This window comes from Delftia acidovorans NBRC 14950 (genome assembly GCF_001598795.1).
Taxonomy (GTDB): Bacteria; Pseudomonadota; Gammaproteobacteria; order Burkholderiales; family Burkholderiaceae_C; genus Comamonas; species Comamonas acidovorans.
Genome location: NZ_BCZP01000008.1, coordinates 242879 through 264805 on the forward strand (window position 1 = coordinate 242879; position 21927 = coordinate 264805).

The following is a 21927-nucleotide window of genomic DNA, read 5'->3' on the forward strand; positions in this document are numbered from 1 at the left end:
GTCTCCGTTCCGGTGGTGAAGAGGGATTCAGGGGATGGGTGGGGCCAGGCGCGAGACCTCGTCCAGCGCCGTCAGCAGCAGCTGCACGTCGATGCGCGTGTGGGAGGCCGACAGCGCAATGCGCAGCCGCGCCGTGCCTTCGGGCACGGTGGGCGGGCGGATGGCGGGCACCCACAGGCCGCGCTCGCGCAGGCCCTCCATCACGGCCAGGGCCGTGGCGTTGGAGCCTATGACCAGGGCCTGCACGGCGGTGCGCGAGGGCAGCAGCTGCCAGCCCGTGCGCGCCAGCAGCGGCGTGAGGCCGGCGCGCAGCTCGGCAATGCGTTCGGCCAGGGCCTCGCGGCGCTCGTCCTCGGCCTCGATCAGGGCCACGCTGGCCTGCAGCGCGCTGGCCAGCATGGGCGGCGCGGCCGTGGCGAAGATGTAGCTGCGCGTCTTTTGCAGCAGCCACTCGACCAGCATGTCGCTGCCCGCGACAAAGGCACCGGCCACGCCAGCGGCCTTGCCCAGCGTGGCCATGTAGAGCACGCGCGGCGAGGCGTTTGCGCCCGTCAGTCCCGCCTCGGCCAGGCTGCCCCGGCCTTGTGGGCCGAGCACGCCGAAGCCATGCGCGTCGTCGAGCAGCAGCAGTGCGTCGTATTGCTCGCACAGCGTCAGCAGTCCGCGGATGTCGGCCACGTTGCCATCCATGCTGAACACGGCATCGCTGATGACCAGCTTGCGCCGGGCCGTGCTGGCGGCCAGTTGCGCGGCCAGGTCGCCCAGGTCGGCATGGGCATAGCGGTGGACCTGGGCGCGCGACAGGCGGGCGCCGTCGATCAGGCAGGCGTGGTTGAGCGCATCGGAGAACAGGGCATCGCCCGCACCCACCAGGGCCGGCACGATGCCGGCATTGGTGGCGTAGCCCGCATAGAAGTAGAGCGCGCGCGGCAGTTGCACGAAGTGCGCCAGCTGTTCCTCCAGCGCGGCGTTGGCCGTGCTGTGGCCGCTGACCAGGGGCGAGCCGCCCGAGCCCACGCCAAAGGCCTGGGCGCCCGCGCAGGCGGCGCGCACCAGGGTGGGGTGGCCGGCCAGGCCCAGGTAGTCGTTGCTGCAAAAGGCGAGCATGGGGTGGCCGTCCACCTCCATGTGGGCGCCGCTGGCGGCGCCCTGCAGCGGCGCCGTGGCGCGGCGGCGCCGGCGCAGGTGGGCTGCGTCGAGCTCGGCGATGCGCGCGGGGATGTCGTCCAGCCAGGAGCCGCTCATTGCCATTGCTCCGGCAGGGTGTAGGTGGTGGCGCGCGGGTCGGGGTGCTGCTGGAAGGGGATGTCGGCCAGCAGCGGTGCCTGCAGTTGCCGGTCCAGGTGCTGGCGCAGCCAGGCCATGTTTTCCTCGGGCACCAGCATGGCGGGGTCCACGCGGCTGGCAATCCAGCCGGCCAGGCGCAGGCCGCGCGCGCGGATGGCCTCGGCCGTGAGGGCGGCGTGGTTCAGGCAGCCCAGCCGCAGGCCCACGACCATGACCACGGGCAGGTCCAGCGCGCAGGCCAGGTCGGCGCCCGAGAGCTGGTCGGACAGCGGCACCAGGAAGCCGCCCGCGCCTTCCACCACCACGGCGTCGGCCTGTTCGGCCAGGCGCCGGTAGCTGTCCACGATGTGTGCGATCTCTATGGGGCGGCCCGCGCGCTGCGCGGCGATGTGCGGCGACATGGGATCGGGCAGCAGCACGGGGTTGTCGAGTTCGGGCGGCACGGCCAGGGTGGAGGCGGCGCGCAGCGCAAGCGTGTCCTCGTTGGCCCAGCCGCCCTGGCCGTCGGGCTCGGCGCCTGCGGCCACGGCCTTCATGCCCACCACGCGGGCATGGTGGCGGGCCAGCGCATGCAGCAGCCCGCAGGAGGCCAGGGTCTTGCCCACGCCCGTGTCGGTGCCGGTGACAAAGCAGCCAATGGTGCGGTGGGCGTTCACGAATGGTTCTCCTGGGCCAGGGTGTCTTCAAGGGCGGCCAGCGCGCTGGCCGCCAGGTGCTGCACGGCCTCTTCGTCCAGCAAATAGGGCGGCATGGCGTAGAGGGTGTTGCTGATAGGGCGCAGCAGCAGCCCGCGCTCCAGTGCGGCTGCGCTGTAGCGGCGCGAGAAGTCGGGCAGCGAGGTCTGCACATCCCAGGCCCAGATCATTCCCTGGCGCCGTGCGTGGCGCACGCGGGCGTGCTGGTTCAAAGGGGCGAAGGCGCCGTCAAGCCTTTGCGCCAGCGCGAGGTTGGCGTTGATGGCATCGGTCTGCTCGAACAGCTCCAGCGTGGCCAGGGCCGCACGGCAGGCCAGCGGGTTGCCGGTGTACGAGTGCGAGTGCAGGAAGCCGCGCGCCACGGAATCGTCGTAGAAGGCGGCGTAGACGGTCTCGGTGGTCAGCACGGCCGACAGGGCCAGCGTGCCGCCCGTCAGGCCCTTGGACAGGCAGATGAAGTCCGGCCGTATGCCGGCCTGCTGGTGGGCGAACATGCTGCCCGTGCGGCCGAAGCCCACGGCGATCTCGTCCACCACCAGGTGCACCTCGTAGCGGTCGCACAGGGCGCGCGCCAGGCGCAGGTATTCGGGGTCGTGCATGGCCATGCCGGCCGCGCACTGCACCAGCGGCTCGACGATGAGGGCGGCCGTGGTCTCGTGGTGCTGCTCCAGCCACTGGCGCAGGCCTTCGGCGGCGCGCCGTGCCACATCGACCGGGCTTTCGCCGCCTTGCGCGCCGCGTGCATCGGGGCTGGGCACGGTGTCGGCCAGGCGCACCAGGGGCGCATAGGCTTCGCGGAAGATGGGAATATCGGTCACGGCCAGCGCGCCCACGGTTTCGCCGTGGTAGCCGCCGGCCAGGCCTGCAAAGCGGCTCTTGGCAGGGCGGCCCAGGTTGCGCCAGTAATGCGCGCTCATCTTGAGGGCGATCTCGGTGGCCGATGCGCCGTCGCTGCCGTAGAAGGCATGGCCCAGGCCGGTGAGCGTGGCCAGCCGTTCGGACAGCTCCACCACGGGCGCGTGCGTGAAGCCGGCCAGCATCACATGGTCAAGCTGGGCGAGCTGGTCGGTGAGCGCGGTCTGGATGTGCGGATGGCTGTGGCCGAAGAGGTTGACCCACCAGGAGCTGACGCCATCCAGGTAGCGGCGTCCTTCGGTGTCGTGGAGCCAGGGCCCCTGGGCGCGCGCGATGGCGATGGGGGGCGCGGCCTCGTGCCGCTTCATCTGGGTGCAGGGGTGCCACACAGCCGCAAGGCTGCGGGCGGCAAGCGATTGAGTCATCGCGCGATTGTCACACCGCAGCGCAGCTCACAGCTGCTGCGTGGGCACGTGGTGGCGCAGTTCGACCTGGCGGTTGGCATCGTCCACGAAGACCAGCTGCGGCTGGTGCGTGGCCACGTCGGTCTCATGCACCTGGGCGAAGGAGGCAATGATCAGCAGGTCACCCACGGCAGCACGGCGCGCGGCCGAGCCGTTGACCGAGATCATGCCGCTGCCGCGCTGGCCCTTGATGGCATAGGTGACGAAGCGTTCGCCGTTGTCGATGTTCCAGATGTGGACCTGCTCGTTCTCGACAATGTTGGCGGCGTCCAGCAGGTCCTCGTCGATGGCGCAGGAGCCTTCATAGTGCAGCTCGCATTGCGTGGTCTTGACGCGGTGGATCTTGGATTTGAGCAGGGTGCGGAACATGTTTGTCTCTCGAGGGGCGCTTTGCGCGGTCTTGATGGGGCCTGGGCTGGCAAAAAAGCCACCAAGTCTATATGCGAAGGAGAAATCCCATGAAGGCCGTGAAGTTGTTCAACGGCAGCGGCGCCGCTGCGGGGCCTGGCTTCAGTTCAGGTCGAGCACGCAGCCATCGCCGATGCTGTCGCGCCATACGCGGATGCGGCTGGGAGCGGGCTGCAGGTCGGCCAGGGAATCGGCAATGAACAGGCACAGGTTTTCCAGCGTGGGCTTGCCCAGGCCGGGGATTTCGTCGAGAAAGCGGTGGTCCAGCGCGTCGCCCAGGGTCTTCAGGCGCGAGCGCAGGTAGCCCAGGTCGATCACCATGCCGTTGTCCGGATTGCGCGGGCCGGTGACGCTGACTTCGGCATAGTAGGTGTGGCCGTGGATGCGGCGGCTGCTCTCGGTCTCGATGGCGCGTTCCAGCGTGTGGGCGGCATCGAAGAAAAAGCGCTGGTGTACGGTGAACTGCATGGCAAAAATCAGCGGATGCCGGTGAGCTTGTGGGTCTGCAGGCTCAGGCGCCAGGCCGGGCGCTGCAGGCATTGCGCTATGCAGGCGGCCGTGTTGTCGGCCTGCAGGACGTTGTCCATGGGCTGCAGGAAATAGCGGTCGAAACGGGTGCCGGCCTCGATGGCCTGCAGATCGAAGCCGGGTTGCGGCCAGACCAGCTTGAGCTCCTGGCCGCTGCGCTGCACCCAGTCGGCGCCCGCCTTGGGGCTGATGCACAGCCAGTCGATGCCCTCGGGCGCGGCCACGGTGCCGTTGCTTTCCACGGAAATGCGAAAGCCGCGCGCATGCAGGGCCGCGATCAGGGGCTCGTCCACCTGCAGCAGGGGCTCTCCCCCGGTCAGCACCACCATGCGGTGCTGGCTGTCGCCGGCCGGCCATTGGGACAGGATGCGTTCGGCCAGGGCGTCGGCCGTGGCGAACTTGCCGCCCAGCGTGCCGTCGGTGCCCACGAAGTCGGTGTCGCAGAACTGGCAGATGGCGCTGGCGCGGTCCTGCTCGCGGCCGGTCCAGAGGTTGCAGCCTGCAAAGCGGCAGAAGATGGCCGGCGTGCCGGCCTGGCCGCCCTCGCCCTGCAGGGTGTAGAAGATTTCTTTGACGCTGTAAGTCATGGTGCATGGAGGCCGGTGGAGCCGGCCTGTCGGTGTGCGCGTGCCTGTGCCCGCTAGACGGGCGTATAGGCCAGGCGCACGTAGATGGGCGCAAAGGCTTCGGCCTGGGTGATCTCGATCAGCGTTTCCTTGGCCAGCTCCAGCAGGGCGATGAAGGTCACGACCAGCACGGTCGAGCCTTTCTCGGGCTGGAACAGGGTCTCGAACTCGACGAAGCGCCGGCCCTGCAGGGCCTTGAGCACCTGGCTCATGTACTCGCGCACCGAGAGTTCCTCGCGCGTGATCTTGTGGCTTTGCACGAGCTTGGCGCGCTTGAGAATGTCGCGCCAGGCCGATTGCAGCTCGGCCACGTCCACATCGGGAAAGCGTGGCTGCAGGTTCTGCTCGATGTGGATCTGGGCCCGGAGGAAGTCGCGTCCGTAGTGCGGCACCTGGCCGAGCTGGTGGGCAGCGAGCTTGATCTGCTCGTACTCGAGCAGCCGGCGCACCAGCTCGGCGCGCGGGTCCTCGGCCTCTTCGCCGCCTTCCTGCTTCTTGGGCGGCAGCAGCATGCGCGACTTGATCTCGATGAGCATGGCCGCCATCAGCAGGTACTCGGCAGCCAGTTCGAGGTTGCGGCTGCGGATCTCGTCGACATATCGCATGTACTGGCGCGTCACGTCCAGCATGGGTATGTCGAGGATGTTGAAGTTCTGCTTGCGGATCAGGTACAGCAACAGGTCCAGCGGCCCTTCGAAGGCTTCGAGGAAGACCTCCAGCGCATCGGGCGGGATGTACAGGTCCTGCGGCAGGGCGAACAGCGGCTCGCCGTACAGGCGCGCCAAAGCCACCTGGTCGATCACGACCGGGGTGCCGTCGCCAGGAGGGGGGGATGTGGCGGAGGCGCCCGCAGGCGCCAGCGCGGATTCAGCCTCGGCCATGCCTTGCTGCCTGGGCGAATGCCGCATGCGCAGGGTGCACGGTGGGAACAGGCTGATTTTTCATCGCATGGGCAATCAGGAGTTCGTCTGGTAGACGTAGGGCTTCTGGTCCACGCGGCCGGCGCGCAGGTCTTCCCAGACTTCGTGGTTCACGTCCTTGTCCCACAGCAGCGAGCGGCCGGCCAGCTGTTGGCTGGGCAGCTCGGGCTTTTGCTTCTTCAGGTCGTTGATGAAGTTGGTGGCGTCGGAGCGATAGTCGGGGCGGCGAAAGAATGACATAGTCTGATAACCTCTTGAATCGCGTGATTTTACCGGGACACCGCCGATGAACCTAGTCTCCCGTCTTCTGGGGGTTGCCGTGGCCGTGATGGGCATGCTCTCGCTGCCCGGCTGCGATCCCCAAAACATCAAGGAACTCGAAGAAGGCCTGTCCACCGAGGCCGACGTCCGCGCCCGCTTTGGCGAGCCCGAACGCATCTGGGCGGAGCCGGACGGCTCGCGCACCTTCGAGTACAACCGCCAGCCCGCCGGCAGCCGCAACTACATGATCACCATCGGCACCGATGGCCGCATGAGCGCGCTGCGCCAGGTGCTGGCGCCGCACAACTTCGAGAAGATCCGCCCCGGCATGGACGAGGAGCAGGTGCGCCGCATGCTGGGCAAGCCCGCCAAGATCACGCCCTACCAGCTCAAGCAGGAAACCGACTGGGACTGGAACTACATCGATCCCCCCACGCGCGACATGGAGTTCACCGTGACCTTCGGCCCCGACGGCCGCGTGCTGCGCAGCGCCGGCCGCGAGAAACTGCACGGCGGCGCCTGACAGCAGGCCCCTGCAAGCATCCTGCGATGCGCTGTACCCTGCACGCCACAGCGCGCCGGGGCAACAGTCTCTAGAATCCGGGTTTGTACCTATGACACCCCATGGGTACGGTGAAGGCTCCGATCCGGGGCCTTTGCGACGATAGATCTGTCATCACCCCGACAATGTCCACGCCTTCCCTACCCGCTGCCGCGCCTGCTGCGCCTGTCCCGGCCACCGCTTCGCTGCGCCATGGCCTCTTCGAGGATGTCCAGGCCCTCTTCACCGGAACCCTGTTCGTGGGCATCGCCATGATGATGTTCGCCCAGGCGGGGCTTTTGACGGGCAGCACGGCGGGCCTGGCCTTCGTGCTGCACTACGCCACGGGCTGGCCGTTCGGCCTGGTCTTCTTCGCGATCAACATCCCGTTCTACTGGTTTGCCTGGACGCGCGTGGGCCGCACCTTCACGGTCAAGACCTTCATCTGCGTGGGCGCGCTGTCGCTGATCACCGAAATGGGGCCGCGCCTCATCCACATCGACTACCTGCACCCGGCCTTTGCCGCCATTGCGGGCGGCCTGCTCATGGGCTCGGGCCTGCTGTTCCTGGCGCGCCACCGCTCCAGCCTGGGCGGCGCCACCATTGCCTCGCTCTATCTGCAGGACCGCTACGGCATCCGCGCCGGCAAGGTGCAGATGGCCATCGACTGCTGCGTGGTGCTGCTGGCGCTGTGGGTCGTGCCCTTCGAGCGCGTGGCCTGGTCGGTGCTGGCGGCCGTGGTCATGGGCGTGTTCCTGGCCGTGAGCCACCGGCCCGGGCGCTACGCCGGGCAGTAGCCTCAGGGCGTCAGAGGCTGCCCATCGGGCGTGCGGTAGCGGACCGTGATGCCGCTGTCGTCTGCGGCTGCCCCGTCATCGCTCATCGCATCGACGGCCTTGCCCACTCCCTTGCCGACGATTTTTACCGTGCCCACGGCCGCATCCGCGGCCAGCCCCACGGCCGAGGCCGTGACGCTGACCGCCGTGGCGGTCACGGCCACCACGGTGCAGCCGGACAGCAGGGCCGCGGCGCACAGGCAAAGAAAAGCCCCCAGGGCCGGGGACCGTGAGGGCTTGCGGGACATGGATGCCTTGCTTCAGTGGATGCGCATGCCGGGTGTGGCGCCTGGGAAAGGCTCCAGCACATAGATGCCGGGATTGCTTTTCTCATCGGCGTGGCTGGCTGCCAGCACCATGCCTTCGGAGATGCCGAACTTCATCTTGCGCGGCGCCAGGTTGGCCACCATCACGGTGAGCTTGCCCTGCAGCTGCTCGGGCTGGTACATGCTGGAGATGCCGGAGAACACGTTGCGCGTCTTGCCTTCGCCCACGTCCAGCGTGAGCTGCAGCAGCTTGGTGGAGCCTTCCACGGGCTTGCATTCCACGATCTTGGCAATGCGCAGGTCCACCTTGGCGAAGTCGTCGATGCTGATGGTTTCGGCAATCTCCTCGCCGCCGGGCAGGACCTTCTCGACCACGGGTTCGGGGGCCTCGAACAGGGCCTCCAGCTGCTTGACGTCCACGCGCTGCATCAGGTGCTTGTACAGGCCGATGGCATGGCCGGCGCCCAGCAGGTTCTGTGCGTCGGCGAACTGCAGCGGCGCCACGTTCAGGAAGCCTTCCACCTGTTCGGCCACGGCCGGCAGGATGGGCTTCAGGTAGATGGTCAGCAGGCGGAAGGCCTCGATGCAGGTGGTGCACACGTCCTGCAGGCGGGCGTCCATGCCTTCCTGCTTGGCCAGCTCCCAGGGCTTGTTGGCATCCACGTATTCGTTGACGCGGTCGCACAGCTGCATGATTTCGCGCACGGCGCGGGCCGTGTCGCGGTTCTCGAAGGCCTGGACGACGGCCTCGCTCTGGCCGCGCAGCTGGGTCAGCAGGGCCTGGCCGTCTTCGCTGACCGTGCCCAGCTTGCCGTCGAAGCGCTTGGCGATGAAGCCGGCCGCGCGCGAGGCGATGTTCACGTACTTGCCGATCAGGTCGGAGTTGACGCGGGCCATGAAGTCATCGGGGTTGAAGTCGATGTCTTCATTCTTGCCGTTGAGCTTGGCGCCCAGGTAGTAGCGCAGCCACTCGGGGTTCATCTGCAGGCCCAGGTACTTGAGCGGGTCCAGGCCGGTGCCGCGGCTCTTGCTCATCTTCTCGCCGTTGTTCACGGTCATGAAGCCGTGCACGCAGATCTTGGTGGGCGTCTTGCGGCCGCTGAACTTGAGCATGGCGGGCCAGAACAGCGTGTGGAAGGTGATGATGTCCTTGCCGATGAAGTGGTACTGCTCCAGCGTGGGGTCGGCCATGTAGGCCTCGTAGTCCTCGCCACGGCGGTCCAGCAGGTTCTTGAGCGAGGCCAGGTAGCCCACGGGCGCGTCCAGCCAGACGTAGAAGTACTTGCCCGGCGCATCGGGGATCTCGATGCCGAAGTAGGGCGCGTCGCGCGAGATGTCCCAGTCGCCCAGGCCTTCGCTGGTCGTGCCGTCCGGGTTGGTGCGTACGCCGAACCATTCCTTGATCTTGTTGGCCACCTCGGGCTGCACATGCTGGCCGTCCTGGGTCCACTCGGTCAGGAACTCCACGCAGCGCGGGTCCGACAGCTTGAAGAAGAAATGCTCCGAGCTCTTGAGCACGGGCTTGGCGCCGGACAGCGCCGAGTAGGGGTTGATCAGGTCGGTGGGCGCGTAGACGGCGCTGCAGACCTCGCAGTTGTCGCCGTACTGGTCCTTGGCGTGGCAGCGCGGGCATTCGCCCTTGATGAAGCGGTCGGGCAGGAACATGTTCTTCTCGGTGTCGAAGAACTGCTCGATGGTGCGCGTCTCGATGAAGCCGGCAGCCTTCAGGTCCCTGTAGATCTGCTGGGCCAGCACGTGGTTCTCGGGCGCGTCGGTGTTGTGCCAGTTGTCGAAGGCGATGTGGAAGCCGTCCAGGTACTGCTTGCGGCCTGCGGCGATGTCGGCCACGAACTGCTGGGGCGTCTTGCCGGCCTTCTCGGCCGCAATCATGATGGGCGCGCCGTGGGCGTCATCGGCGCCCACGAAGTTGACCGCGTTGCCCTGCATTCGCTGCGCACGCACCCAGGTGTCGGCCTGGATGTATTCCATGATGTGGCCGATGTGGAAGTTGCCGTTGGCGTACGGCAGGGCGGTGGTGACGAAGAGTTTGCGTGCGGTCATGGATGGCGGCTTTCTCGGGGGAACCTGACATTCTAGAAGGGCTGGGCGGTTGTGGGGCGGCGATGGCTTTTCCGTGCAGGCCGTCAGTTGGCGACCAGCGGCCGTTGCCAGCCCAGGAACTGCTCTATGTCGCTGCGCCGCGCCAGCGCGTCGCGCCGGCCCAGGGCCATGAGTTCGCGGGTGAAGCTGCGCTCGAACAGCAGGTAGCTGGCCAGGGCGGCGCCGCGCGGGTCGCTGGCGTCCTGGCGCACGCCCAGGGCGCCCAGCAGGGTGCGCATGGGCAGCGGCAGCTGGCCCACGTGGCGCGCGGCGATGGCGTCTATGCGCTCGGACGGCGAGATGACCAGCAGTTGCAGCGGGCGCAGCCGGCTGCGTTCGCGGTCGGCGGGGGGGATCAGGGCCAGCGTCTGGTTGATGCGCTCGGCGCGCTCCACATCCAGGGACAGGGCGTCCAGGAAGATGCTCGACAGCGTGTGGCCCGCGATGTGGGCCAGCGACGGGTAGCTTGCGCCTTCTGGCGGCGGCCTGGCCGGCGGCTCGGTGCGCCGGCCCGCGCCCACGACGAGGATGCGCTCGGCGCCCAGGTGGATGGCGGGCGCCAGCGGCGCGGTCTGGCGCATGGAGCCGTCGCCGAAGTATTCGGTGGCGCCGTCCAGCGGCAGCGGCGTGGCCGGAAAGATGAAGGGGATGGCCGAGGAGGCCAGCAGGTGCGCGTGCGTGATCTGGGCGGCGGCGGCCTTGCGCTGGTTGCGCACCCAGGGCTGGAGCTGGTCCTGCGCCTGGCAGAAGGTCACGTGCTCGCTGGTGGTGTAGCTGGAGGCGGACACCGCCAGCGCGCGCAGGTGGCCGTCCGCGATCAATTGCGGCAGGCGTTCCAGCGGAACCAGGCCGCGCGACAGCAGCCGGCCCAGCGGCTGGTTGTCCAGCAGCGAACGCGGGCGCATGCGGCCCCAGCGCGCCAGGGCCCAGCCCAGGGACAGCAGGGTCAGCCAGCGTGCGCCGCTGCGCAGCACGCTCAGCGAGTCGGACAGGTAGATGTCCTCGGGCCGCAGGTTGCGCCAGATGCGCGACATGCGGCGCACGGCCCGGTCGAAATGGTCGCTGCCGCAGGCCAGGGCCGCCGCGTTGATGGCGCCGGCCGAGGTGCCGACCAGGATGGGAAAGGGATTGGGGCCATGCTGCTGGCCGCAGGCGCGGCGTATCTCGGCAATGGCCTCCAGCACGCCGGCCTGGTAGGCGGCGCGGGCGCCGCCGCCGCTGAGCAGCAGTCCGGTGCTGGGGGGTGGGAGGCTGGAGTCGGGTGAGGGCGCGGCATCGGGCATGCCTGGAGTGTGCCGCGCGCCGGCCGTCATCAGATCAGGGGATGACCCCGAAGGGATCAGGCCTTGGCCAGCAGGGAGCCCAGGTCCTTGCCGGAGATCAGGGCGATGCCCTGCTGCTTGGCCCAGGCGGCCGCATTCTCGGCCGGCGGCTGCAGCGACAGGTAGCAGACCGTGGCCGCATCGCGCGCCTGGCCTGCGGCCAGCAGGGCGCGCAGCGGCTCCATGCCGTGCACGCCGGCCTTCCAGCGCTTGGCGCTGGCCACGGTGGTGCGGCCTTCGCGTTCCAGCACGAAGTCGGCGCCGTCCTTGTCGGACAGGCGGGTCACGGTGTAGCCCTCGGCCTGCCAGGCGCGATCGAGCCGATCGGCGAACTCGCGCCAGCTTTGCTGGGCGGCGATCTCCAGGGCCTGCTCCACCTTGGCGGGGCTGGGCGCGCGCAGCTGGCGCCAGGCGGCAACGCAGCCTATGCCGAAGAAGGGCAGGGCGGTGATGGCGGCGAACGGCGCGATGTCCTTGGGCAGCAGCGCCGTGGACACCAGGGTCACCAGCGCGGCCAGCGCGATGCTGATCCACCAGCGCGAGCGCAGCAGGATCGCGAACAGGGAGTTGTGGGCCATCTTGAATTTCACGGGGCGGATCTTTCGCGGAAAAAGGCGGTAACAGGGGCCGCAAAGGCAGCAAGGCCCGCATTGTCTCGCGTGAGCGAGGGGATGGTGCCTTGGATAGACTATCCGGCTCTAGGAGTAATCAAAGCAATGGCAGTCACAGAACAAGCGCTCTTGGCCGCGCTCTCCAGCGTGCTCGACCCCCACACCGGCAAGGACTATGTGAGCACCCGCGCCCTGCGCAACCTGCAGGTCACGGGGGCCGACGTGGCCTTCGACGTGGAGATGGGCTATCCGGCGCAAAGCCTGGTGCCGGCGCTGCGCGGCCAGTTCGTCGCGGCGGCCAAGACCGTCGAGGGCGTGGGCAATGTCTCGGTCAACATCACGTCCAAGGTCGCCGCGCATGCGGTGCAGCGCGGCGTGCAGTTGCTGCCGGGTGTCAAGAACATCATCGCCATCTCGTCCGGCAAGGGCGGCGTGGGCAAGAGCACGACCACGGCCAACCTGGCGCTGGCGCTGGCCGCCGAGGGCGCGCGCGTGGGCATCCTGGACGCCGACATCTACGGCCCCAGCCAGCCCATGATGATGGGCATCTCGGGCCGTCCCGAAAGCCCCGACGGCAAGACCATGGAGCCCATGGAAAGCCATGGCGTGCAGGTCATGTCCATCGGCTTCCTGGTCAACAACGACCAGGCCATGATCTGGCGCGGCCCCATGGCCACGCAGGCGCTGGAGCAGATGCTGCGCCAGACCAACTGGAAGGATCTGGACTACCTGCTGGTGGACATGCCGCCCGGCACCGGCGACATCCAGCTGACGCTGGCCCAGCGCGTGCCCATGACGGGCGCCGTGGTCGTCACCACGCCCCAGGACATCGCGCTGATCGACGCCAAGAAGGGCGTGAAGATGTTCGAGAAGGTGGGCGTGCCCATCCTGGGCCTGGTCGAGAACATGGCGGCCCACGTCTGCACCAACTGCGGCCATGTGGAGCACATCTTCGGCGCCGAGGGCGGCAAGCAGATGGCGGCCGAGTACGGCATCGACTACCTGGGCGCCCTGCCCCTGTCGCTGCAGATCCGCCTGCAGGCCGACAGCGGCAAGCCCACCGTGGTGGCCGAGCCCGACAGCGAGGCCGCGCAGATCTACAAGAAGGTGGCGCGCGACCTGGCCGTGAAGGTGGCGCTCAAGGCACGCGATTTCACGAGCAAGTTCCCCACCATCACGGTGAGCCAGGGAACCTGACCCTTCTGGCGCTGCCGGCATGAACCTGCTGACCTCGATGCGGTATCTGGCGGCGCTCAACGAGCACCGCCATTTCGGCCGCGCGGCGCTGGCATGCCACATCACCCAGCCGGCGCTGTCCAATGCGCTGCGCGCGCTGGAAGAGGAGTTCGGCACGGTCATCGTGCGCCGGGGCCGCTCGTTCGCGGGCTTCACTCCCGAGGGCGATCAAGTGCTGGCCACCGCCCTGGCCATGCTGCGGGCCGAGGAAGGCCTGCGCCAGGAACTGAGCGCCGCCGCCGGCGCGCTGCGCGGGCAGCTGCGCATGGCGGCCGTGCCCACGGCCATGCCCATGCTCACGCGCTTTGCGGCCCTGCTGCGCGAGCACCATCCGGGCATCACGCCCGTGGTGCTGTCCATGAGCTCGGCCGAGATCGAGAGCGGGCTCGAAGACCTGTCCCTGGACCTGGCCCTGGGCTACAGCGCGCGCATGCCGCCGCGCGGACCGCGCCTGCAGTCCTGGCCCCAGTACGAGGAGCATTACTACCTGCTGTGCCGCGAGTGCTGCGATTGGCAGGGCGAGGGCCGGCCCTTTGCCTTTGGCGCCGACATCGCTTGGCGCGAAGTGGCCGGCATGCCGCTGTGCCTGCTCACGCCCGACATGCACAACCGCACGGTGATCGACGAGGCCTTCGCCGCCGTGGACATGGCCGTGCAGCCCGCCATGGAAACCAACTCCGTGCTGACCCTGGTGATGGCCGTGGCGCAAGGAACGGATGGCATGACCACCGTGCTGCCCGGCGCCATGGTGGCCACGGTGCGCCACATGCCGGGCCTGGTGGCGCGGCCACTGCGCTCGCCCGAACTGGTCACCCCCATAGGCTTCATGGCCCAGCAGGGCGTGGCGCCCACGCGCGCTCTGCAGGCGGCGCTGCAACTGCAGGACGACGCCGGTTGGCGTGCGCAGTGCCTGCGGCATGCGGGGGCGCTGGCGGGTTGAGCGCCCTTTGCTGGAAGCAGCGACTGGGAGTGCTGTCTGTTGGGTTTCTTCCGGCACAGGCAAGCATCGTTCAAAGGCCGTAATATCATTCATATCAGAGCGCTTGCATGCCGCAAGCACTCGTATGAGAATATTTTGATGGCAACTGCAACCAATCTTCCCGTTGATCGGGCCATCAAGGCACTGGGCCAGAGCATTGAACTGGCGCGGCGGCGGCGGGGGCTGTCGCAGGCCGATCTGGCATCCCGCATGGGCGTTTCGGTCAGCACCGTGCGCCGCCTGGAAGATGGCCACCCCGGAATTGCGCTTTCCTATCTGGCAAGTGCACTGCAGGTCTTCGGTGAGTTGGAGAAATTGCGCCTGCTCCTGGACACCCCGACCGACTCCGTCGGATTGGCACTGATGGATGCGCAACTGCCTGCGCGCATCTACAGCAAACGCCGCAAGGCACCCAAGGCGTTCTGAAGGGCGAATGCGACATGGTGACGCGCTCCGCTGCAATGGTCCACAACATGAAGTCGGAACTGGACGTGTGCCTGGGCAAGGCGGGCACGGCCGTGGGCAGGCTGGTATTCGTGCGCAACGGCATGCGCATGTTCACCCAGTTCGCCTACTTCCAGGACTGGCTGGGTCACAAGGATGCGTTCAACGTCTCCCCCGATCTCGCGCTCACGCCGATCTACCAGACGCGCAAACCAGAGACCCGGGAGGACTCCTTGTTCTTCCTTGCGCTGGGAGACACGGAGCCGGATGCCTGGGGGCGGCGTGTCATTGCCCGTGCGCATGCCAAGCGGCGCGAGAAGGACCCGGCTCTTGGGGCACTGACCGAACTCGACTACCTTTGCGCCGTCGATGACTTCAGCCGGATGGGCGCCCTGAGGTTGCGCAGTGCGCAAGGCGTCTATCTGGAGTCCGTACGCGCAGGGCAGACTGCGACGCCTCCGATGCTGGAACTGGAGAAAATGCTCGCATCCTCGAGGGCCGTGGAGCTCGGCAGGGAGTCGGCCCAGGATCTGGCCTACCTGCGGGGCAAGGCGACCTCGCTGGGAGGCATGCGCCCGAAGTGCAGCATCCTTGATGAAAAGGGGCATTTGGCGTTGGGGAAATTCCCCAGCGTTCAGGACGATCGCAATGTGACGCGTGCCGAAGTCCTGGCGTTGAAACTGGCACGCTTGGCCGGCATTGATGCTGCACAAGCCCATGTGGTTGCCGTGCATGGCACACCTGTGGCGGTCATTCGCCGTTTCGACCGTGGGCCCGGGGATACGCGCATTCCCTACATATCCGGCGCCACACTGCTGCAGGCGAGTCGGCAGCATGAACACGCGTACACCGAGGTGCTCGCGCAGATGAAAGGGCTGAGCGCGAACTACGTGGATGACGCGCGGCAGCTATGGCGGCGCCTGGTGTTCCATCACCTCATCACCAATGTCGATGACCATCTGCAAAACCTGGGGTTCCTCTATGTAGGGGACAACCAATGGCAGCTTTCCCCGGCATTCGACATCAATCCCATGCCGGAAAAGAACCGTGAGTCCAAGACATGGTTGAGCGAAGACACAGGCCCTATCACCAGCATGGCGCAGTTGATGGGCCAGGCCTCGCAATTTTCACTGAGCCGCGACCAGTCGCTGGCGATCGTGCGCCAGGTTGTCGAGGCCGTGTTGCAGTGGCGCGTGCTGGGCCTGTCTGCGGAGGTTGGAATGACCGCGCAGGAGCTCGATGAGTTTGCCCTGGCGTTCGACCACCCGGACCTGGATGACGCCAGGAAACTGGCGGGCCTGTGAGGGCCTGGACGGTTTAGGCCGGCTGTGCCCGCTGGCCTGCCAGCGCAGCCTCTGGCGTGGCGTTCGGCGCGGCATTCAGTGCGGCGCGCACCACGTCGGGCGTGAAGGGCGCGGCGTAGAAGCGCCGGCCGGTGGCGTCGAACAGCGCATTGGCCAGCGCGGCCGGACCGGGGACCGAGGCCGATTCGCCTGCGCCCATGGGGGGCTCGTCCTGGCGCGGCATCAGCACCACTTCGATGGGGGGCAGGTCGCGGAAGCCGATGATGGGGTAGCTGCCCCATTCGCGGCTGGCCACGCCTTGCGCATTGAAGGCGACCTTCTCCATCAGGCTGCGGCTCAGGGTCTGGATGACGTTGCCGTGGATCTGGTGGCGCACGCCGTCGGGGTTGACCATCATTCCCGTGTCCTGGCCCACGACCAGGCGCCGCACGGTGATGCGGCCGCTGACGGGGTCCACGTCAATGTCGATGACCCAGGCGGCCCAGGCCGCGCCGAAGCCGGGAAAGCGGCTGTGGATGTAGCGCGCATAGGCCACGCCGCGCCCGTGCAGCAGACCGTCGGCGCCGGGGCGGCCCCGGCTTCCCGGCTGGTTTTGCTGCCAGCCCGCGTGGCGTGCCGTGGCCTCGATCAGCTCGACGGCGCGCGGGTCATCGAGGTGGCGAACACGGTAGTCCACGGGGTCGGCACCGGCCGCATGGGCCAGCTCGTCGATCATGCAATCGTGGGCAAAGGAATTGGGCAGGGCCGAGACGCCGCGCAACCAGGATGAGCGCACGATGGGCGCCATGTCATGGCAGGTGATGCGCTGGCTGGCATAGCGGTAGGGCGGCACGGCAGTGCGGTCGCCCATCTCCAGCGTGCGCGGCTCGCCCGGGATGCGGCCGGTGAGCAGCAGGGCCAGCAGCGGCGCGTCGTTGGAGGGGTAGCGCACGGCAAAGTCGTAGGCCAGCAGTTCTCCCTGGGCATCGATGGCCGCGCTCACGTCCATGAGCTGGGCCGTGCCCTTGGGCTCCCACTGGTGTTCCTGCTCGCGCGTGAGCTGTACGCGCACGGGCGCGCCCACGGCCATGGACAGCAGGGCGGCGTCGGCGCAGACATCGTCGGCGCAGTTGCGGCCGTAGCAGCCGGCCGCCTCCAGGCGCACGATCTCGATGCGGTCTTCCCCCAGTTGCAGCAGGCGGTCCAGGTCGGTGCGCAGCATGTGGGGGTTCTGCGTGCCGGCCCAGAGCTTGAGACGGCCCCCGCTGAAATCGGCCACGGCGCAGGACGGGCCGATGGAGGCATGCATCTGGTAGGGCCAGACGTAGCTGCGGCGCAGTTCGGTGGCCGCACCCGTGCCGACGCCCGCGAAGGCATCGTCCACAGTGCCCTGGTCCACCAGCGCACGGTGTTGGGCAGGATTGGCGCGGATGGCTGCGGCCAAGTTAGACAGATCGGGCGCCGGCGGAACGGCCTGCCATTGCACGCGCAGCGCGCGCATGGCGGCAATGGCCTGTTCCTCGCGGTCGGCGACCACGCCGACGAAGTCGCCCTCGGTGACCACCTGCACGTTGCCGGGCAGGTGGGCCACGGAGTCGCGCTCCACGGCCACCAGGCAGCGGCCGATGAAATCGCCGCCGTCGCGGCCCGGGTGCGGCGGGCGGATGACGCGGCCATGGCGCATGCCGGGCACGCGCACATCATGGACAAAGCTCAGTTCGCCCGTGGCCTTGGCAGGGATGTCCACGCGCGCCGCGCCACGGCCGACCAGCCGGTATTCGCTGGCGGGCTTGAGCTTCACTTCCTGATCGGGCGGGGCCAGCGTCAGCTGCAGTTGCTGGCCGCGCAACAGATCGCCATAGCCGAGTTCGCGGGCATCGCTGCCATCGGCAAAGCGCACCAGGCCTTCGCGCGCCTGGAGCCGGTCTGCCGCCACGCTCCATTGCTGCGCGGCCAGCGCCAGCAACTGCTCGCGCGCCTGGGCGGCGGCGCGGCGCAGCGGCACGGCCGAGATCTGGATGCTGGCGCTGGCAATGGTCGGGCCCTGGTTGGGCGCGGCGGCCGTGTGGCCCAGCACCATGTCCAGGCGCGCCAAAGGCACTTCGAGCTCTTCCGCCACGATCTGCGCCAGGGCCGTGCGTATGCCCGTGCCCAGGTCCACATGGCCGTTGAAGGCCAGGGCGCGCCAGCCCTGGGGCGCGGCTTCGTCGGCCAGCACGGCCACGAAGACCTCGGGCGTGGACTGCACATAGTCGGTGGCCGTGCCGGGCTGGCCGGGCGCAGGGCGCGGCGGCGCCACGGGCTGGCGCACCACGAGCAGGGTGTCGGCGCGCGTGAGCAGCTGTGCGTGCAGGGCTTGGGGCTGGGGCAGGTTCATGGGGCGGTGTTCTTCGCGGGCACGCTTTCAGGCGTGCCCTGTGCATGTTATGCACTCCGGGGCCGGCTGCGCAGGGCCGGCCCCATAGGCGCGTTGGCGCGGTGGGATCAACCTGCGGCGAGGGCGTCGGTGTCGGCGATGGCCTGGCTCAGCGGCATCACGGCCGCGTACTTCTGGGCCATGTCGAACAGGTTGGCCTCGTGCGGGCCCAGGGCGCGGTCGCCGCAGCAGTCGGCCACCACCAGCGGGCGAAAGCCCGACTGCATGGCATCGACCACGCTGGCGCGCACGCAGCCGCTGGTCACGCAGCCGGCCACCAGCAGGGTCTGCACGCCGCGCTGTGCCAGCCAGGGTGCGAGCATGGTGCCGAAGAAGGCCGAGGGCGTGCTCTTGCGCACCACGTATTCGCCAGCGGCCGGGGCCAGCTGGGGCACGATGGCGCTGTTGGGGCTGTCTTCCTTCAGGGTCAGCATGCCGGGCACCTTCAGGCAGAAGATGTTGTGGTCGGCATCGTCGTCCGAGAACACGATGCGGCTGTGCGCCACGGGCCAGCCGCGCTCGCGTGCATGGGCCAGCAGGTGCTGCGTCTGCGCGATGGCTTCGGGGATGTTGCCGCCGCCGAAGACGGCCGGGTCGGCAAAGCCGTTGACGAAGTCGATGATGAGCAGGCCGAACGGGGCCTTGAGCGGCAGCGGCGTGCCGAAGCCCTGGCGCGCGTAGGCAGAGATGTCGCCCTGCACGCCCTCGGTGGGAACGCTCTGCGCGCCGGGGGCCTGGCCGGTGGTTGTCGTGGTCATGCGATGTCCTTTCCTTGCTTGGACCTTTTGGCGGCGCGCGCCAGTCCTTCCTCGTCCTGCACCACGCCGTCGATGACCGTGGGCTTGCCGTCCAGCGCCACCGAGCAGTGGCGCATGGGGATGTCGATGTGGCAGGCCGTGGTGCGGCTGCCCCCGGCCTCGTTGTTGGGGCCCATGGACCACAGGAAGTTGCCCTCGAAGGCGCGGGCGTCCATGCCGATGTGGGTTTCCTTGTTGTAGTGGGCCAGCATGGACCAGTGGGCGCGCGGCTGCAGCCCCCAGCCGATGTGGGAGACGGCGTAGGCCTCGGGGTCCTCGTAGGAGGTCATGTACTCCTTGAGGATGTCGGCCTGCAGGCCGCCGCTGATGCGCGTGACGTAGCCCTTTTCGATGACGAGTTCGATGGGCTCGGTCACGTAGTCCTTCATGGGCAGCAGGATGTCGCCCCGGTCCAGCACCACGCGGCCGTTGCTCTCGCCCTCGTCGGGCCAGGTCAGAACGAAGCCGCTGGGCCAGTGGTCCCAGCGGCCGGGCTGGTCCACGAAGCCGTATTCGCAGATGGCCGGGAAGCTGCCCAGGCGGCAGCGCAGGTCGGTGCCCGCGGCCGAGGTGATGTGCATATGCTCGGCCGCCTCGATCAGCTTGGATGCGGCCTGCACGCGCGCGCGGTCGCCCTCGGTGGGCACCAGGCGGCACAGCACCTCGGGCGGCTCCACGGCCAGCAGGATCTTGGTGCCGGTCTGCAGGATCTCGTGCTGCTCGGGTGAGAACAGCAGGGTCATCAGGTCCAGCACCAGGTCGCTGGCCTTGAGCGCGGCGATGGCGGCGGGGTTACCGGTCAGCGGCGTCGTGCCCAGGTAGGCCAGCGAGTCGCGGCTCAGTGATTTTTCGGCGTTGACGGGCGGCAGGTCCAGGCGGTTGACGCGCGCACCCATTTCGCTGGAGGCGGCGATGGCGCAGCGTAGCGTCTGCGGGTGCGTGTCGGCGCCCGTGAGCACGGTGACGGTCTGGCCGGCTTCGAGCCGGGACAGCGTGAGCACCTGCTTCCAGGCGTGGATCAGATCGATATCGCTGACGGACATGGTCGGCTCCTTGGTGTCGCGATGGATGGGAGTGGGCTGCGGTTGGACATTCAGTCCACCCGCGCGCCGAGGAATTCGCCCAGGGCCGAATAGAAGCCGGCCTCGTTGTCCCAGGGGATCATGTGGCCGGCGTTGGGCACGCGCACATGCTCGGTCTGGGGTGCCAGGCCTTGCCACTCGGCCACGTCCTCGCTGCGCACCACGTCACCGCGCTCGGCCGTGACCAGCAGCAGCGGGTGCTGGATGCGGGGCAGGTCGGCATGGATGTCGTCACGGCCGAAGTCCTCGAAGCTCTGCACGATGGCCGGCTCGTGGCAGGTGTGCAGCCACTGGGCGCGCAGCTGGCGCTGCTCTTCGGTCCAGGTGGGGCAGAAGGCGCGCATGGCCTCGGCATCCATGCCCAGCGTGGCCTGGCGGATGGAGTCCACATACCAGGGCAGGGCGGCCGGGTAGGCGCGGCGGCCGGGGCCGGAGACCGGCGGATCGACGATGACCAGGCGCGTGAGCCCCACCGGCTGGCTGCGTGCGGCGCGCACGGCAATGCGCCCGCCCATGGAGTGGCCGACCAGCGCCCAGCGCTGCAGGCCCAGGGCCTGGGCGAAGGCGGCCACGTCGGCGGCCTGGGCATCGAGGCTGTAGTCCAGGCCCGGGCCGGAGGACGACAGGCCGCGCCCGCGCACATCGAGCACATAGGTGTCGAACTGGCGGCCCAGGTGCTCGGCCACGAAGCCCCAAGTCACGGCCGGGCTGGTGATGCCGGGGATCAGGATGACGGCGTCGCGCTGCGCGCATTCGCCCTCGGCGCCGCCGTAGCGCAGGTAGTGCTGGCGGATGCCGTTGGCATGGACGTTGCCGCCGTAGCGGAATGTGCTGGGGGTGCTGGAGGTACTGGTCATGCGTGTGTTCCTCAGGCCTTGGCTGCGCTGGTGCCGGTGTCGTAGGGATAGGCGCCCGACAGCAGCGCGCCCGCGCCCGGCACCACGGGGTCCAGCCCCAGTTCCTTGAGGATGGCATAGGTGGTGGCGATGGAGGCGGTCAGCACGGGCTTGCCGGTCTGGGCCTCGACCTGGGCCACGGCCGGCAGCGAGGGCATCTGCACGCAGGCCGACAGCACGATCACGTCGGCGTCGGCGTAGTTCATGCCGGCCACGATGCCGGGCAGCTTGGCGGGGTCGTGGCGGCCCACGTCCAGGTTGTCGGGGATCTCCAGCGCACGCCAGTCCACGATCTCGAAGCCTTCGGCGGCCACGTAGTCCATGACCAGCTGGGTCAGCGGAATCATGTAGGGCGCCACCAGGGCGATCTTCTTGGCGCCCATGACCTTGAGCGCTTCCACCAGCGCGCCGGCGCTGGTGATCACCGGGGCGGTGGCGCCATTGCTGGCCGTGCGCTCGGTCAGGCGCTGCTGCGAGACGCGGTGGTAGCCCTTGCCCATGGCCATGATGGCCACCAGGCAGGCATAGCCCAGCACGTCCACGCGCGCGTCGCTCAGCTCCAGCGCGCAGCGGTCGCTTTCGGCGTCCATGGCGGCCAGCTCCTCCTTCTGGACCTTCTTCATGCGCATGCGGCTGGAGTGGAAGGTGAAGCGGTCCTGCGGGCGCAGCGTGGAGTGGGCCTGCAGCATGGCCGGCACCTCGGTCTCCATGGTGGTGTTGGAGCTGGGGACGATCTGGCCGATGCGGAACGTTTTGGTCATGGACTTGCCTTTGCGAAGTTTCGAGGGTTTCTGATCAGAATCAACTGAGTGTGTACGCTTTATTCTTGCAAAAGACGTGCCGCCTTGCAAATGAGAATTTTCTCGGGGTTTGTACTGATTTGGTGCAGAAATTGCACCAAAAATGGCGAACTTCAATTTATTCTGCCGCCCTATGGTGCATGCGTCGATTTGAAAAATTCAAGCGCATACACCTGAATTAAGTGTTTTGTTGCCTGGCACGCTTCCTGCTCTACACCCTGCAAGGACGCGCCGAAGCAACGGTTGCCCCGTCTGGCTTTCAACATTCCTGCAA

The 21927-nt window shown here is 68.2% G+C and carries 23 protein-coding genes; 6 read left to right on the forward strand and 17 right to left on the reverse strand.

Annotated features, from left to right (window positions below):
- Window positions 1-27 precede the first annotated feature (27 nt).
- From bioF to DA1_RS13050, 8 genes are all read right to left on the reverse strand, one after another.
- Window positions 28-1245, reverse strand: coding sequence for an 8-amino-7-oxononanoate synthase (bioF, locus tag DA1_RS13015; RefSeq protein ID WP_034390781.1), 1218 nt, complete (start codon window positions 1243-1245; stop codon window positions 28-30).
- Window positions 1242-1943 carry a dethiobiotin synthase gene (gene bioD, locus DA1_RS13020; RefSeq protein WP_034390783.1) on the reverse strand — a complete coding sequence of 234 codons (702 nt, stop codon included), beginning with the start codon at window positions 1941-1943 and terminating at the stop codon, window positions 1242-1244. Before bioD ends, bioF begins: the two co-directional genes overlap by 4 nt.
- Entirely contained in the window at window positions 1940-3262 is a 1323-nt protein-coding gene (gene bioA, locus DA1_RS13025) for an adenosylmethionine--8-amino-7-oxononanoate transaminase (protein WP_034390785.1), read from the reverse strand. Before bioA ends, bioD begins: the two co-directional genes overlap by 4 nt.
- 27 nt (window positions 3263-3289) lie before the next feature.
- Complete coding sequence (panD, locus tag DA1_RS13030) at window positions 3290-3670, reverse strand: aspartate 1-decarboxylase (RefSeq protein ID WP_012203760.1); 381 nt, start codon at window positions 3668-3670, stop codon at window positions 3290-3292.
- A 141-nt stretch (window positions 3671-3811) separates the two neighbouring features.
- Window positions 3812-4177, reverse strand: a complete 366-nt coding sequence (locus DA1_RS13035; protein ID WP_012203761.1) for a 6-pyruvoyl trahydropterin synthase family protein — start codon at window positions 4175-4177, stop codon at window positions 3812-3814.
- 8 nt (window positions 4178-4185) lie between these two features.
- Window positions 4186-4824 carry a 7-carboxy-7-deazaguanine synthase gene (gene queE, locus DA1_RS13040; protein ID WP_034390787.1) on the reverse strand — a complete coding sequence of 213 codons (639 nt, stop codon included), beginning with the start codon at window positions 4822-4824 and terminating at the stop codon, window positions 4186-4188.
- A 53-nt stretch (window positions 4825-4877) separates the two neighbouring features.
- The gene (locus DA1_RS13045) at window positions 4878-5744 is read right to left on the reverse strand and encodes a segregation and condensation protein A (protein WP_013803906.1); all 867 of its coding nucleotides are present in this window, start codon (window positions 5742-5744) and stop codon (window positions 4878-4880) included.
- Window positions 5745-5819: 75 nt separating this feature from the next.
- Window positions 5820-6023 carry a DUF3460 family protein gene (locus tag DA1_RS13050; protein WP_012203764.1) on the reverse strand — a complete coding sequence of 68 codons (204 nt, stop codon included), beginning with the start codon at window positions 6021-6023 and terminating at the stop codon, window positions 5820-5822.
- 46 nt (window positions 6024-6069) lie between these two features.
- On the opposite strand from DA1_RS13050, the gene DA1_RS13055 reads away from it, so the two are divergent.
- Together DA1_RS13055 and DA1_RS13060 are read left to right on the forward strand one after the other, a co-directional pair.
- Window positions 6070-6567, forward strand: coding sequence for an outer membrane protein assembly factor BamE domain-containing protein (locus DA1_RS13055; RefSeq protein WP_034390792.1), 498 nt, complete (start codon window positions 6070-6072; stop codon window positions 6565-6567).
- 164 nt (window positions 6568-6731) lie between these two features.
- Complete coding sequence (locus tag DA1_RS13060) at window positions 6732-7382, forward strand: YitT family protein (protein WP_013803904.1); 651 nt, start codon at window positions 6732-6734, stop codon at window positions 7380-7382.
- A 2-nt stretch (window positions 7383-7384) separates the two neighbouring features.
- Here DA1_RS13060 and DA1_RS13065 read toward each other — a convergent pair whose 3' ends face one another.
- The 4 genes from DA1_RS13065 to DA1_RS13080 all read right to left on the reverse strand — a co-directional run bounded on the left by DA1_RS13065 (window position 7385) and on the right by DA1_RS13080 (window position 11687).
- The gene (locus DA1_RS13065) at window positions 7385-7669 is read right to left on the reverse strand and encodes a hypothetical protein (RefSeq protein WP_034390794.1); all 285 of its coding nucleotides are present in this window, start codon (window positions 7667-7669) and stop codon (window positions 7385-7387) included.
- A 12-nt stretch (window positions 7670-7681) separates the two neighbouring features.
- Window positions 7682-9748, reverse strand: coding sequence for a methionine--tRNA ligase (gene metG / locus DA1_RS13070; protein WP_034390796.1), 2067 nt, complete (start codon window positions 9746-9748; stop codon window positions 7682-7684).
- A gap of 83 nt (window positions 9749-9831) precedes the next feature.
- Window positions 9832-11070 carry a patatin-like phospholipase family protein gene (locus tag DA1_RS13075; RefSeq protein WP_013803901.1) on the reverse strand — a complete coding sequence of 413 codons (1239 nt, stop codon included), beginning with the start codon at window positions 11068-11070 and terminating at the stop codon, window positions 9832-9834.
- Window positions 11071-11126: 56 nt separating this feature from the next.
- Window positions 11127-11687 (reverse strand): restriction endonuclease, encoded by a 561-nt coding sequence (locus DA1_RS13080; protein WP_034398227.1) that lies wholly within the window; start codon window positions 11685-11687, stop codon window positions 11127-11129.
- Between the two features lie 138 nt (window positions 11688-11825).
- Here DA1_RS13080 and apbC point away from each other — a divergent pair, with 138 nt between their 5' ends.
- The 4 genes from apbC to DA1_RS13100 all read left to right on the forward strand — a co-directional run bounded on the left by apbC (window position 11826) and on the right by DA1_RS13100 (window position 15683).
- Window positions 11826-12917 (forward strand): iron-sulfur cluster carrier protein ApbC, encoded by a 1092-nt coding sequence (apbC, locus tag DA1_RS13085; RefSeq protein ID WP_012203771.1) that lies wholly within the window; start codon window positions 11826-11828, stop codon window positions 12915-12917.
- A 19-nt stretch (window positions 12918-12936) separates the two neighbouring features.
- Window positions 12937-13896, forward strand: coding sequence for a LysR family transcriptional regulator (locus DA1_RS13090; protein WP_034390797.1), 960 nt, complete (start codon window positions 12937-12939; stop codon window positions 13894-13896).
- 138 nt (window positions 13897-14034) lie between these two features.
- Window positions 14035-14361, forward strand: coding sequence for a helix-turn-helix domain-containing protein (locus tag DA1_RS13095; RefSeq protein ID WP_013803898.1), 327 nt, complete (start codon window positions 14035-14037; stop codon window positions 14359-14361).
- A 14-nt stretch (window positions 14362-14375) separates the two neighbouring features.
- Window positions 14376-15683 carry a type II toxin-antitoxin system HipA family toxin gene (locus tag DA1_RS13100; RefSeq protein ID WP_013803897.1) on the forward strand — a complete coding sequence of 436 codons (1308 nt, stop codon included), beginning with the start codon at window positions 14376-14378 and terminating at the stop codon, window positions 15681-15683.
- Between the two features lie 13 nt (window positions 15684-15696).
- On the opposite strand, the gene DA1_RS13105 is transcribed toward DA1_RS13100, so the two are convergent.
- The 5 genes from DA1_RS13105 to DA1_RS13125 all read right to left on the reverse strand — a co-directional run bounded on the left by DA1_RS13105 (window position 15697) and on the right by DA1_RS13125 (window position 21614).
- Window positions 15697-18039, reverse strand: a complete 2343-nt coding sequence (locus tag DA1_RS13105) for a xanthine dehydrogenase family protein molybdopterin-binding subunit (protein WP_034390798.1) — start codon at window positions 18037-18039, stop codon at window positions 15697-15699.
- Between the two features lie 107 nt (window positions 18040-18146).
- The gene (locus DA1_RS13110; RefSeq protein WP_034390799.1) at window positions 18147-18836 is read right to left on the reverse strand and encodes an N-carbamoylsarcosine amidohydrolase; all 690 of its coding nucleotides are present in this window, start codon (window positions 18834-18836) and stop codon (window positions 18147-18149) included.
- Complete coding sequence (locus tag DA1_RS13115) at window positions 18833-19918, reverse strand: 2,5-dihydroxypyridine 5,6-dioxygenase NicX family protein (protein WP_034390800.1); 1086 nt, start codon at window positions 19916-19918, stop codon at window positions 18833-18835. Before DA1_RS13115 ends, DA1_RS13110 begins: the two co-directional genes overlap by 4 nt.
- Before the next feature lie 50 nt (window positions 19919-19968).
- Window positions 19969-20814, reverse strand: coding sequence for an alpha/beta fold hydrolase (locus DA1_RS13120; RefSeq protein WP_034390801.1), 846 nt, complete (start codon window positions 20812-20814; stop codon window positions 19969-19971).
- 11 nt (window positions 20815-20825) lie between these two features.
- The gene (locus DA1_RS13125) at window positions 20826-21614 is read right to left on the reverse strand and encodes a maleate cis-trans isomerase family protein (RefSeq protein WP_012203777.1); all 789 of its coding nucleotides are present in this window, start codon (window positions 21612-21614) and stop codon (window positions 20826-20828) included.
- Window positions 21615-21927 lie beyond the last annotated feature (313 nt).